This is a genomic window from Halobacillus sp. ABR2_026, from assembly GCF_056158545.1.
Map to the genome: position 1 here is coordinate 3,052,785 of NZ_JBSWTM010000001.1, position 13,090 is coordinate 3,065,874.

At 46.4% G+C, this 13,090-nt stretch carries 13 protein-coding genes; all 13 read right to left on the reverse strand.

The window, feature by feature from the left end; translation table 11 throughout:
• Nucleotides 1-61: 61 nt before the first annotated feature.
• Nucleotides 62-1,249: a PDZ domain-containing protein gene (locus tag ACXADE_RS15830; RefSeq protein ID WP_474981396.1), complete on the reverse strand. Its 1,188-nt coding sequence runs from the start codon at nt 1,247-1,249 to the stop codon at nt 62-64.
• A 109-nt stretch (nt 1,250-1,358) separates the two neighbouring features.
• A complete protein-coding gene (locus tag ACXADE_RS15835) occupies nt 1,359-2,858 on the reverse strand; it encodes a S41 family peptidase (protein ID WP_474981397.1) in 1,500 nt (499 codons plus the stop codon).
• 424 nt (nt 2,859-3,282) lie between these two features.
• Complete coding sequence (gene ftsE, locus ACXADE_RS15840; protein WP_474981398.1) at nt 3,283-3,969, reverse strand: cell division ATP-binding protein FtsE; 687 nt, start codon at nt 3,967-3,969, stop codon at nt 3,283-3,285.
• 197 nt (nt 3,970-4,166) lie between these two features.
• On the reverse strand, nt 4,167-4,580 hold the full coding sequence (locus ACXADE_RS15845; protein WP_474981399.1) for a c-type cytochrome: 414 nt from the start codon (nt 4,578-4,580) through the stop codon (nt 4,167-4,169).
• 51 nt (nt 4,581-4,631) lie between these two features.
• A complete protein-coding gene (locus ACXADE_RS15850; protein WP_474982247.1) occupies nt 4,632-5,471 on the reverse strand; it encodes a YitT family protein in 840 nt (279 codons plus the stop codon).
• 228 nt (nt 5,472-5,699) lie between these two features.
• On the reverse strand, nt 5,700-6,581 hold the full coding sequence (galU, locus tag ACXADE_RS15855) for a UTP--glucose-1-phosphate uridylyltransferase GalU (RefSeq protein WP_474981400.1): 882 nt from the start codon (nt 6,579-6,581) through the stop codon (nt 5,700-5,702).
• A gap of 141 nt (nt 6,582-6,722) precedes the next feature.
• A protein-coding gene (prfB, locus tag ACXADE_RS15860; protein ID WP_474981401.1) for a peptide chain release factor 2 occupies nt 6,723-7,827 on the reverse strand; the annotation gives its coding sequence in 2 pieces (ribosomal slippage) (nt 6,723-7,754 and nt 7,756-7,827; 1,104 coding nt in all).
• A 66-nt stretch (nt 7,828-7,893) separates the two neighbouring features.
• A complete protein-coding gene (gene secA, locus ACXADE_RS15865; protein WP_474981402.1) occupies nt 7,894-10,407 on the reverse strand; it encodes a preprotein translocase subunit SecA in 2,514 nt (837 codons plus the stop codon).
• A gap of 120 nt (nt 10,408-10,527) precedes the next feature.
• Nucleotides 10,528-10,710, reverse strand: a complete 183-nt coding sequence (locus ACXADE_RS15870) for a hypothetical protein (protein WP_474981403.1) — start codon at nt 10,708-10,710, stop codon at nt 10,528-10,530.
• Between the two features lie 363 nt (nt 10,711-11,073).
• Nucleotides 11,074-11,634, reverse strand: coding sequence for a ribosome hibernation-promoting factor, HPF/YfiA family (gene hpf / locus ACXADE_RS15875; RefSeq protein ID WP_146816972.1), 561 nt, complete (start codon nt 11,632-11,634; stop codon nt 11,074-11,076).
• 296 nt (nt 11,635-11,930) lie between these two features.
• Nucleotides 11,931-12,314: a DUF8042 domain-containing protein gene (locus tag ACXADE_RS15880; RefSeq protein WP_474981404.1), complete on the reverse strand. Its 384-nt coding sequence runs from the start codon at nt 12,312-12,314 to the stop codon at nt 11,931-11,933.
• Nucleotides 12,315-12,327: 13 nt separating this feature from the next.
• Nucleotides 12,328-12,678 (reverse strand): flagellar protein FliT, encoded by a 351-nt coding sequence (gene fliT / locus ACXADE_RS15885; RefSeq protein ID WP_474981405.1) that lies wholly within the window; start codon nt 12,676-12,678, stop codon nt 12,328-12,330.
• On the reverse strand, nt 12,678-13,067 hold the full coding sequence (gene fliS, locus ACXADE_RS15890) for a flagellar export chaperone FliS (RefSeq protein ID WP_474981406.1): 390 nt from the start codon (nt 13,065-13,067) through the stop codon (nt 12,678-12,680). Before fliS ends, fliT begins: the two co-directional genes overlap by 1 nt.
• Between the last annotated feature and the right edge of the window lie 23 nt (nt 13,068-13,090).

A 13,090-nucleotide genomic window follows, 5' to 3' on the forward strand; every position in this document is an offset into this window, starting at 1 on the left:
CACGAGAAGGTGAGAGAGCACGATCAAACCAATCTATAACAGAACGATTGGAAAGTTACCACTAGAAGATTCCAACAGAGGCCTCATGAGTCGCAGGTTCCACAAAGACTAAGCCGAGCTCATAATGTTCCCCTTCGTACATGGCCCGCTGCACATACCGGTTCTCTCCCCATTCATCACGCACTTCAATTTTTGTAAATGCTCCTGAATTTTGAAGAGCTTCATAAAACTGATTTTCTGTCCGGACAGGAATCGCGTTCACTTGTTCAATGACTTCCCCTGGGATAAGGCCCATCTGATCAGCGGGACCGCCTGGGATCACCCCTAGAATACGAATCCCTCTCGTAGCGGAAGAAAAGAACGGCGACCGATCTTCTCGCACCCGATGACGGATGAAGATAAATTCACGCCCGAGAAGCCCTGCGATGATCGCAGCCAGCGAAAGCACGGGAAAAAACAAACTCCCTATCGATAAGGCAAGTACAACAATGGCCAAAAGAAATACGTGCCTCCCCATCGTTTTGGCAGCCACAAGCGGAGACTGTCCTCGGGCTTTCCACTCCCATCCTGTCACGAATGGAATAAGAATAAGCGCATACGAGTCTTCTCCCATCGAGAGAAGCGGCCACCAAGGCGCAAAAGCTTCCAGCATTCCCCCCGGAAGCAACCCAAAGAAGGGGACAACCGCCAGTTTTCGCGACCGGTGTTGACCGATCCACATCCCCCGTGACCCCTTCACCCGTTCAGGATAGGTATGGGAAGGAGTGCTGCGAAGCATGAGAACAGCCTCTGTCACGAACAAAACCCCCATGACAACCGGCAATACGCTCAAGGGTGTCTCTTCAAGAATGAGAATCCATTTATGAGTCCTGATCTCTTCCGGAAGATAAGGGAGGACGAGCAGAAGGAGGTAACTCACGCCTAGTGTATAGGCAGGAGAATACCAACTCAAACGCCCGCTTAAACTTGCCAGCAGCAGCACCGCTGATATAAGAAAGAGAAGAGGATAACTGAACACCATCCCGCCCGCAACAGCGATGACGGACAGCAATGCACCACTAATGAGCGCTGTCCCCCAAGTGCCTTTCCACTCGGTGAACCGATCAAAAATTCTAGTTCCGAACACCGCCCGTTCTTTTTTTATGCGTTGTCCAGATAATATGAAAATCATTCCTATAGCTATGTATAAAAAGGGGAGGGTGAACAACATCCCTGCACCTTTGCCTAATGCCATCAACCAAACGTCCAACATGATTCTCCTTTCAAGTCGTGCCGCTCTGAGTTGTCCCATTTGAAAACGAAAAAATCCGCAGTCTCAGACTACGGATATAATTCGTCATTCAACGTCAAAATCCTGCTTATTGAAACAAGACCTCGACCGCTTTCTGCATTTGTTCGTCGTTACTCTTGTCTCTTACTTCCTGAATGATCGCTTCCTCAAGCTTTCCACCGGTCTTCTCATCCACGACACCGGTAGCTTCAAGGCCTTGATCCTTTTGGAACGCTTTTACAGCCTTTTCCGTGTCCTTGCTGTAATAACCGTCCGTTCGGCCAGGTTCATGCCCGAGACCATCGAGCATGATCTGGATATTTTTCACTTTTTCATCATTGTCGTTATACTGTAGAGGTTCTTCGATCTCCACTGGATTCGTGTAAAAGTATTCCGGCTGCTTGATAGCGACCGTCGGCTCAATGCCTTTTTCGTGAATCCAATTGCCTTCAGGCGTCAGCCACTTATACAAGGTCAATTTGATAGTACTCCCATCGCCCATCGGCAGTGCCTGCTGGACAGTCCCTTTACCGAAACTCTTCGTACCTACCAGATCATAGCCGCCGGCTTCCTGCATCGTTGCTGCTAATATTTCGGAAGCTGAAGCACTTCCTTCATCCATCAGTACCGTAATCGGATACGGTTTTTTCTCACCGGTTTCAGACATGTAACGGGTCTTCTCTCCGTTACGATCCTCGACTTGTACGAGCGTTTCATCTTTCGGGATAAACTCTTTCAAAATCTCACGCACATCCGTGAACAAGCCGCCCGGGTTGCCGCGAACATCGATGACAAGGCCGTCCATTCCATCGTCTTCAAGCTTCTCCAACGCTTTATGGAACTCATCAGACGTTTTCTCTGAGAAAGAAGTGATTTCAATGACACCGACATTCTTGCCGTCCACCTTTTTCGTATCGGTATAAACCGTTTCGAGAGGAATGTCATCACGGGTGATCTTAATATTCAACGGATCCGTAACGCCGGGACGATCAATCTGCAGCGTTACTTCCGTCCCTTTTTCCCCACGGATCTTAAGAACCGCTTCGTATAGGTCAAGACCTTCAACACTATTGCCATCGACTTTTAAAATTTGATCATTCGGCTTCAATCCCGCTTCTTCAGCCGGTGAACCTTTAATCGGAGCAACGATCGTCACTTTGTCATTGACCATGCTCACTTCGGCTCCGATCCCTTGGAACGAAGATTCGATCGTCTGGTTGAACTGCTCCATTGTTTCAGGGTCCATGTACACACTGTATGGATCCTCAAGCGTGTCGAGCATCCCCTGGATTGCCCCTTCGACAAGGGTATTCTTATCAACATCTTCTACATAATTTTCTTTGATCGTACTGAATGCCTGCTCCACCTTTTTAAGATCGGTGTTGCCTGACATACTTTGTATGAATGCCTTCTGTTCCTCTTCTGACAGACTTCCAAAGTTCTCTGCATCTTTATCCGCATATTGATCGGACTGCGACTGCTCGTTCGTTCCGTCAGCAAAGTATTCTATTCCTATGTACGAGCCTGCCGCTCCAAATAGGACCGCTAGCGCCAGCAAAAGCGCAACGTAACGCGGTTTTATATTCATCGCATTCACCCTTCTATTTTGGATTTCATGTTGCTTCTATCCTAGCAAAAAAGCGCCTTCAACGTAAATGAACGATTGCTCTAGAGTTAACATATGCCAGGAACAAGTAGAGCATGTCCATTTCATTATAGGACATCCCTACATATCTATCTACCTGTTTATGGTTTTCAAAAGAGAAACACTGTTTTTGGAGTGGGTGGGGGCTCTTCTTATTGGTTCCTTCTTATTGGTTCCAGGTACAGTCACTGATTTTTTCGTACCTGGTACCGGGCCACTGGTTTTAGGTACCAGGTACCGGATTTTCAATTCCTGTACCTGGTACCAGTGAACCATCATTCAGTGCCAGGTACAAAAACCCGTCACAAACAGTGCACCCGTTTGTAAAGAAAAAAGACCATCTCTAGTCAGAGACAGCCTTTACCTTTTACATTTCGTAACCGTATTCTCCGTTGCTTTGGTCACGGACAACCATCCCGTCTTCGATCGCGATAACACGCTTACGGATCGTGTTGACGATTTCCTGACTGTGCGTGGCCATCAACACGGTTGTCCCTTGAGCATTGATTTCTTCAAGGATATGCATGATCTCCCAAGACGTCTCAGGGTCAAGGTTACCTGTCGGTTCGTCAGCAATCAGCACTTTCGGGTGGTTTACGATCGCACGGGCGATCGACACGCGCTGCTGTTCGCCTCCGGAAAGTTCATCTGGAAGGAAACGGGCTTTGTTCTTCAAACGGACTTGGTCGAGCACATCCATCACGCGGCGGCGGATGTTCTGTGTATTCTCCTCGATCACTTCTAATGCGAAAGCGACGTTCTCATATACCGTCAGCGTCGGCAATAGACGGAAGTCCTGATAAACGACTCCAATTTGACGGCGCAGCATCGGGATGCGGCGCTGTTTCATTGTAGAAGTATCGATATCATTTACGAGTACAGTCCCTGTTGTCGGCTTTTCTTCACGATAGATCAGCTTAGTGAAGGTGGATTTACCAGCACCACTCGGTCCGACCACATAGACGAATTCTCCCTGGTCAATGCGGATATCCAATCCGTTCAAGGCTGTGACACCGTTCGGGTATGTTTTATATACGCCTTGCATTTGAATCATAGTTCATCACCTGTATCTCTCATAATGTTAAGTCAGTTGTCTTCTTTCTTGTCTACAAACACGTCTATTATAACATTAATTTTCGATCTTTTTAGACAAGAAATTATTACAATTGTTTATCATCTCGTAATGTCTAACCTCCGGCATTCCTTCCAATAAAAAAAGTCTGGCATGAGCACCAGACTTTTTCCAACTCATTATTTCATTGTTTCAAGCCAGCTTGCTACCAACTGAGCATCTTCATCAGAAACTTTGCCCTGAGCTGGCATACTACCTTTTCCGTTCTTAATAATATCTACGATTTCATCCGCAGAATACTTGGAACCTACTTCTGTCAGAGCTGGTCCCATTCCACCGCCGAGGTCCCCGCCGTGACACTTGGCACAGTTGTTTTGAAAAACTTGTTCAGCAGCTTCGGTATCTACTGTTCCCTCATCACCGCTGTCAGAAGTGCCTTCGTCTGTACCTTCACCAGATTCCTCGTCGGTTTGTTCTTCGCTCGTTTCATCGTTGTTTGCACTGTCGTCGGTCGCGCCTTCGTCTCCGCCGCCCCCACAGGCGCTCAAGACGAGGATCAGCCCTAAAAATAGAGCAGATAATAGTTTTTTCATTTCTGTATCCCCTCTCGTCATATGATGACATCTAGAGATATTATAACCGAGTCAGGTCGTTTTGAAACCCTCGCCGAGGACTTCGGTGGCGTTCATGGCTACCACGAAAGCCCCGGGATCCACTGTTTTCACGGTTTGTGTCAATTTGATGAATTCATTCTGCTGAACGACACACATGACGACCCGGCGTTCTCGATCGGTATATCCACCAGCACCGCTCAAGACCGTCACTCCACGGTCGATTTGTTCAAAAATGGCGGATCGCACCTCATCGACATCTTCTGTTATGATCATGACGTTTTTCGATGTATTGAGTCCGACCTGTACAAAGTCAATCGTCCGGCTCGTTGCAAATAACCCAATGAGCGCATACAGTCCTTCCTCTAAAGAAAACACGATGGCTGAGGTTAAGACGATCATTCCGTCTAGTAAAGCCACGCTCACGCCGAGCGGCAGATGGGTAAACTTGTGTAAAACCTGTGCAGCCAAATCGATGCCACCGGTCGAAGCCCGTCCTCTAAAAACGATGCCAAGACCGAGACCGACGCCCATGCCACCAAATATAGCGCCGAGCAGAGGATTCGGTGTCGCTGGCGCCATCTCACTCGTCAAGATTACAAAAAGAGGCAGGGTCACAGTTCCCACAAAAGACTTCAGGCCGAAGTTTTTGCCGAGAATGACGACGCCCATGATGAACAGAGGAATGTTCAAGATCCACTGGACGAGACCAGGCTCCCAGCCGAAGACTCCTTTTGTAATTGTACTGACACCGGCCACCCCTCCGGAGGCGATGTTATTCGGTAACAAAAACAGATTAAACGCTAAGGCAACAAAAAAAGATCCAAGAATAACCAGTCCATAATCCAAAGATTGTCTAAGCACAGGCGGCATCGGTTCCCGCCGGTATTTTTTAGCCATCATCATCATGGTGTTCGACTCTCCCTATGTAACGTTCTCTATAAACCGTAAGGAGTATAACACTAGGGGATGCTCCTGTAAATGAGAGTAAAATAACGCATTAATACGGTAAAGGAGAAAGCTGCCTGATTGCGATTAGTTTCTACTTCAAATCATTGACTATACAAAAAAACGGCGGGGCTAAAGCCCGCCGTTTCTATATTAAATATTGATGGATCTTTGTTTATCCATGACTTCCTTCATAAGCTGAAGCACATCATCCCGCATTTCATCACGTTCCATGGCGATTGCAAGGGTCGTTTTGATGAAACCGATTTGATCCCCGACATCATATCGTTCGCCTTCAAACTCATAGCCATAAACCGTCTGATCCGTATTCAAGCGCTCGATTGCATCGGTCAACTGGATCTCTCCGCCTCTTCCCGTCTCCTGGGTAGCCAGCAAATCCATGATCTCCGGTGTAAAAACATACCGGCCGATGATGGCCAGATTGGATGGAGCATCATCCACCGCCGGCTTCTCGACAAAATGTTCCACCTGGTAACGGCGCCCTTCCTGATGCTTAGGAGCGATAATACCGTAGCGATCCGTTTCTTCTTGCGGAACCTGCTTCACGCCGATGACAGAGGATTCCGTTTCCTCATATTGATCGATCAATTGTTTCAGGCAGGGTTCATTCGACCTTACGATGTCATCTCCTAAAAGGACAGCAAACGGCTCGTCCCCAATGAACTTACGGGCACACCAGATGGCATGACCAAGTCCTTTTGGTTCCTTTTGACGAATATAGTGAATATCTACCTTCGCCGACTGTTTCACTTTTTCCAAAAGATCGAACTTCTCTTTTTTATAAAGATTATCTTCCAGTTCGAATGCATGGTCGAAGTGATCCTCAATCGCACGCTTCCCTTTACCCGTTACTATGATGATATCTTCGATTCCAGATTCAATCGCTTCTTCTACGATATATTGAATGGTCGGTTTATCAACGACCGGGAGCATCTCTTTCGGCATGGCCTTTGTTGCCGGCAGGAACCTCGTACCGAGTCCCGCTGCCGGGATAATCGCTTTCTTCACCTTCATTCTTCATTCGCCTCCTACTATGTAAGTATCTTCATAGTAGCAAAAATTTATCAAATTGGACAGCAATGAAGCGGGTATCTTGTAACATTTGTAAATCTTTACAACAATAAAAAGACCCCCGGCTCAGCGGGAGTCTCTGTATTAGGCATCCATCTTGGATCGCAGGTAAGAGTTAATGAATTTATCAAGGTCGCCATCCATAACGCCCTGCGTATTTCCGACCTCTTCATTCGTACGATGGTCTTTGACCATGGAGTAAGGGTGGAAAACGTAGGAGCGGATTTGGCTTCCCCATCCGATTTCTTTCTGTTCTCCACGGATGTCATCAAGCTGCTGCTGCTGACGTTCGATTTCCAGCTGGTAAAGCTTTGCCTTCAGCATTTTCATCGCCTGATCACGGTTTTTGATTTGAGAACGCTCCGATTGACACGTGACGACCGTGTTCGTTGGCAAGTGTGTAATACGAACGGCGGAATCCGTCGTGTTAACGTGCTGACCGCCGGCACCACTTGAGCGGTACGTATCGATTTTCAAATCTTCCGTACGTACATCAATCTCGATTTCATCGTTGAACTCTGGCATGACTTCACACGATACGAATGAAGTATGGCGGCGACCGGATGAATCGAAAGGTGAAATCCGCACGAGGCGGTGAACTCCTTTTTCAGCCTTCAGGTACCCATAAGCATTGTGCCCTTTGATCAAGAGCGTCACACTTTTGACCCCTGCTTCATCTCCTGGAAGATAGTCCATCGTCTGTACAGAAAAACCGCGCTTCTCAGCCCAGCGCGTGTACATACGCAGAAGCATGCTCGCCCAGTCCTGAGATTCGGTACCACCGGCTCCTGGGTGAAGTTCAAGAATTGCATTGTTCTTATCATAAGGTTCACTCAACAAAATGTTCAGCTCAAACTCATCCAGGTCTTTCTTCAATTGTTGGACTTCCTGCTCCAAGTCCTCACGAAGCTCATCATCCTCTTCTTCTTTGACAAGCTCATAGGATACTTCCAGGTTCTCATGAGATTCTTCATGATCTTCAAGCGTATGAACAAGGTTTTTCAATCCATTCACTTCATCAATGACTTTTTGAGCGGTCGTCTGGTCTTCCCAAAAGCCCGGCTCTGTCATTTGTTCTTCTAATTCTGCAATTCGGGTTTTTCTTTGATCGACGTCAAAGAGACCCCCTGAAGTCCGCTAATCGCTTAGCTGTATTATCCAATGCATGGCGGATTTCTGCCATATCCATATCCATCACTCCTATATGATTCTTACACAAGGGAAGACACCCTCTAGAAAGAGAGTGCCTCTACCCTTATTTTCCGTGACAATTTTTATATTTCTTCCCGCTTCCACAAGGACACGGGTCATTACGCCCAACGTTTTCTTTTCTTACAAATGGCGTTTTCTTCTTCGGCTCTTTGCTTTCACTGCCGCCGGATACGGCTGTTGCCCCCTGGGCCACTTCCTGGCGCTGCAGGTTATTGCGAATCTGCGCTTTCATGACGTAACGGGAAACTTCTTCATCAATGTTGGTAACCATCTGTTCAAACATACGGAAACCTTCGAAGTTATATTCCCGAAGCGGATCGTTTTGACCGTAGGCACGCAGATGGATTCCCTGGCGCAGCTGGTCCATCTGATCGATGTGATCCATCCACTTCTGATCGACGGTACGAAGCAGAATGACTTTTTCAAACTCCCGCATTTGTTCTGGAGTGAGTTCTTCTTCTTTCTCGTCATAACGCTCTTTGACTTTGGCAAGGATCAGCTCCTCCATCTCTTGAGGATCTTTCCCTTTCAAGTCAGCCGCCGTCACATCACCTTCATGCAGCAAGTTAGCACGCAAATACTCCACAAGGCTGTCAAGATCCCAGTTTTCATCTTCTTCATCACTCGTATGAGAAGCGACGGTTTGAGAAACGGTACGCTCGATCATCTGTTCAATGATTTCACGCAGATTCTCAGAAGTAAGCACGTCATAGCGCTGTTTGTAGATAACTTCACGCTGCTGACGCAGGACATCGTCATAAGAAAGAATCGTCTTACGTGCATCGAAGTTGTTACCTTCCACACGTTTTTGTGCGGATTCAACGGCACGGGAGATCATCTTACTCTCAATCGGCTGGGAGTCGTCCATACCGAGGCGGTCCATCATGCTGCGGATATTATCCGAAGCGAAACGGCGCATCAGTTCGTCATCTGTAGCCAGATAGAACTGAGACATCCCCGGATCCCCTTGACGTCCGGAACGGCCTCGAAGCTGATTATCAATACGACGGGATTCGTGACGCTCTGTACCGAGTACGGCGAGTCCTCCCACTTCTTTCACGCCTTCCCCAAGCTTGATGTCCGTACCACGACCAGCCATGTTGGTAGCGATCGTCACTGCACCCTTTTGACCGGCGTTTTCAATGATTTCCGCTTCACGGAAGTGGTTCTTCGCGTTCAGAACGTTATGCGGCACGCCTGCTTTGTCCAAATAACGGGAGATGATCTCAGACGTTTCAACAGCTACCGTACCGACAAGAACCGGCTGCCCTTTTTCATGACGTTCTTTAATGTCTTCAACTACCGCTTTGAACTTGCCATCCATCGTTTTATAAACAAGATCAGCCTTGTCATCACGGATGATCTCACGGTTGGTCGGAATGACAATGACCCGCATGTTATAGATGTTCAAGAATTCCTCTTCCTCGGTTTTGGCTGTACCTGTCATACCGGAAAGCTTTTCATACATACGGAAAAGGTTCTGGAACGTGATCGAGGCTAGTGTCTGGCTCTCATTTTGAATTTCAAGACCTTCTTTTGCTTCAATCGCCTGGTGCAGACCGTCGCTGTATCGGCGCCCTTTCATCAGACGTCCCGTGAACTGGTCGACGATAACGACTTCGCCATCTTCCACAACATAGTCAGTATCTTTCTGCATCGACGTGTGGGCTTTAAGCGCCTGGTTGATGTGGTGGATCAGGGAAACGTTGGAAAGATCGAACAAGTTATCAATTTTGAAAAAGCGCTCGGCTTTGTTGATTCCTTCCTCTGTCAGCTGCACATTTTTCGTCTTTTCATCATAGGTATAATCTTCTTCGTTCGCCAAAAGACGGACAAAGGAGTTCGCCCCCTGGTATCGGTCCGGAGATTTGGATGCATTTCCGCTGATGATCAACGGTGTACGCGCTTCGTCAATCAGGATCGAGTCTACCTCATCTATGATTGCGAAATGAAGCGGACGCTGGACCATCTGCTCTTTATAAAGCACCATATTATCACGCAGGTAATCGAAACCGAACTCGTTGTTTGTTCCGTACGTAATATCCGCCAGGTATGCTTCTCGCTTCTCGTCTTTGGACATGCCGTTCGAGTTGAGTCCGACAGTCAGACCGAGAAATTTATACAGTTCGCCCATCTCTGTCGCATCACGGCTCGCCAAATAATCGTTGACCGTGATGATGTGGACGCCTTTTCCAGTAATAGCATTCAAATAAGCCGGCATCGTTGACGCAAGTGTCTTACCTTCACCGGTCTTCATCTCTGCGATGTTCCCTTCATGAAGGGCGACAGCGCCTAGAAGCTGCACACGGAACGGGCGCATTTCAAGCACACGTTTAGCCGCTTCACGAACAACCGCAAAAGCTTCTACGAGCATATTATCTAAATCTTCGCCTTTTTGATAGCGTTCTTTGAATTCTTCTGTTTTATTTCTTAAGTCTTCATCAGACAAGCTTTCAATTTGCGATTCCATCGCTTCGATATCATCAGTGATTTTCTCCAATCGCTTCAGTTGACGCGTATTTCCATCGCCAAAAATTTTCTTTAAAGTCCCAAGCATTGCAACCGCTCCTCTATTGATTTCCGATCTTCGGTTGAATAGTGTAATCCATCTCTTATCATAACACTAAGAGAAGCGGCCTGACAATCAAGACTAGGACCAGGGACACCCACGGGGAAATTATGTAGAGGACGTAAAAGAAAGAGGACGTTCGCGGATGATTTGATGCTCCACACCCATCTGTCTGCGATCAAGATCTGTAATGCGGCGGTTCGTCGTACCGATGATTTCCACCAGCTGAGCAATCGTTTCTTCCTGCTGGTTCAAACGCCTGTATAAATACGCATATTCTTTGTTCTGCACTCCATCACCTCCTGTCATAACCTTTATACACCAAACGAGACCATCGAGCGAATCTACAAATCTCCATTTTCTACTAACATGAATGATAGAAAAACCATTTTCATACAGGGAAAAACGATTTTTCGATACGCTAAAAACATGTATCTATCAAAGTTTGTTTGATTTTATCATCTGGAAACGAAGGCTTTGAGTAGAATAGAATGTTAGTTTTCTTCCCTCCCCTCATAAGAAAACCAACTCAAACAAGTAGAGGCTTCGAGATTGATAAAAAGCACTGAGACTATAATGGAAAGTTACATTTACACAGAGCCCATAACATAAAAACGCTCCTGCAGATGCAGGAGCGCTTGCTTTATTGGGTTATCATGTTTCGATCAAGCCGTAACGGCCGTCACGTCGTTTATAAACGATGTTCGTTTCATCTGTGTTCGCGTTTGTGAAGACGAAGAAGTTGTGGCCAAGCATATCCATCTGCAAGGCAGCTTCCTCGCTATCCATCGGTTTCAAATCAAAACGCTTTGTTTTCACGATTTCAACATCAAATTCATCATCGATCGTCTGTGTTTGGTATTGCTGCGCCTCGCGTTCCAGCTCGGCAAAGACGTGTTTCGGAGCACCCTCTTGTCGGAACTTACGATTCACCTTCGTTTTATGCTTGCGAATTTGTCGTTCCAATTTATCTACCACAAGGTCGATGGCAGCGTATAGATCTGTGTTGTGTTCCTCTGCACGAAGAAGTAGATTCTTCATCGGGATCGTGACCTCGATAGTCTGCTCATCATTATAGACACTTAGATTAACGTGTACCTCGGAAGACGGCGGAGTATCAAAGTAGCGTTCGAGCTTGCTCACCTTTTTCTCCACATATTCTTTAATAGAATCCGTCACTTCCAAGTTTTCCCCACGAATGTTGTATTGTAGCATTAGAAGTGTCCTCCTTTCATCCTTATGTGATATATATTCTATCATACCCATGCCCTTTCCTGCATAAACTTTCTAAATATTTTGTCTAATTTGTGTCAGTAATTGTTGGAAAAGGTAGAATGTTTGGGGAGGAAAGGTAAAATGCGGACAAGTTTTGGCAGATTTTGAGCTGAAATTGCTGTTGTTGGTGCGGTTTGATAGAAAAATTAGTAGAATCGTAAGCCGAAGTTATTTTATGAAAATTTGTTCTGTTCATAAAAAAAGAAGCGTCTCCTTCTCCAGCAGACGCTTCTTCTTTAATGTGAGATATAAAGTTTTACGAACGACTGCATCCTTGTCCGCCATTCTTCATAAGCAGGTACAACCTGTTCGACTAAAAGGCTACGCTTTTCTTCATTCGTTTCAAGCGAGAACCACCCTTGAAGTAAGTGTACGACGTTATGAAAGTCGAGGATGAGCGGTTGAACCTCTTCCCGACCTTCAAAAATCACGGTCATCTGGTCATGACTTCGGCTGATTTGTTCAAGCCCCAATAACACGTCCTGAAATACCTGCTGGGTTTGTGGGGGAGCTTCTGATGTTATATTATTCTCCAAGTACTCCAGACCTTCGCTGATAGTATCTAACAGCTGGTCATACTGTTCAAGCATATGATGCTGTTCTACTGTAAGTTCTGACAAAGAATCACCTATCCTATTTCTTGAAATCTACGTAAGTCCCATCATAGCCGGAAACACTCTGATAAGGATTGATGTACTGTTTTTTACTGGATTTCTGTTTCTTCATCAAACGCATGTCACGTTTTAATCCATCAAGAAGAAACTCTAGCTTCTGATTCACTTTCAAATCCAGACGAATCACTTCCTGGACCGTCGCTTTTTCTTCATCTGAAGGCTGTGGAAGGTCTACAAGCATGGACTCCCGTTTGTCCAGAAGGGCTTCTGCCTGTTCGACAACAGCGGAACGGTTCTTCTCATGAACCGGCTGCTGAACAAGCTCGTCCAGTTCTCTCGTAACTGATAAAAAGTTGTTCCAAGCACTCATCAAGCATTGCCGCCCTGTCCATACTGAGCTTTACGCGCTTGGAGAATGACCTGTTTCCAAGTATCCCTGAACTCTTCGACAAGGCCCTGCACCTCATCCAAAACCACAACATCATTCTTCGTGTTCGCTTCCATCAAACGGCGGTTCATATAATCATACAACGGCATAATCTCTTTCGTCACCGCATACTGCTGATCCATCGTCACCATCAACTCTTGAATGATCTTCTGCGCTTTTTGGATATTCGTATTCTTCTTCTCAATTTCGTTATTTTCCATCGACTTCCGGGCCACTTTAATGAACTTGATACATCCATTATAAAGCATCAGCGTCAATTCGCCAGGGGAAGCCGTTTCTACTGAATTATTTTGATAGGCTTGGATAGACATCTAGCCGCACACTCCCTTTTCCT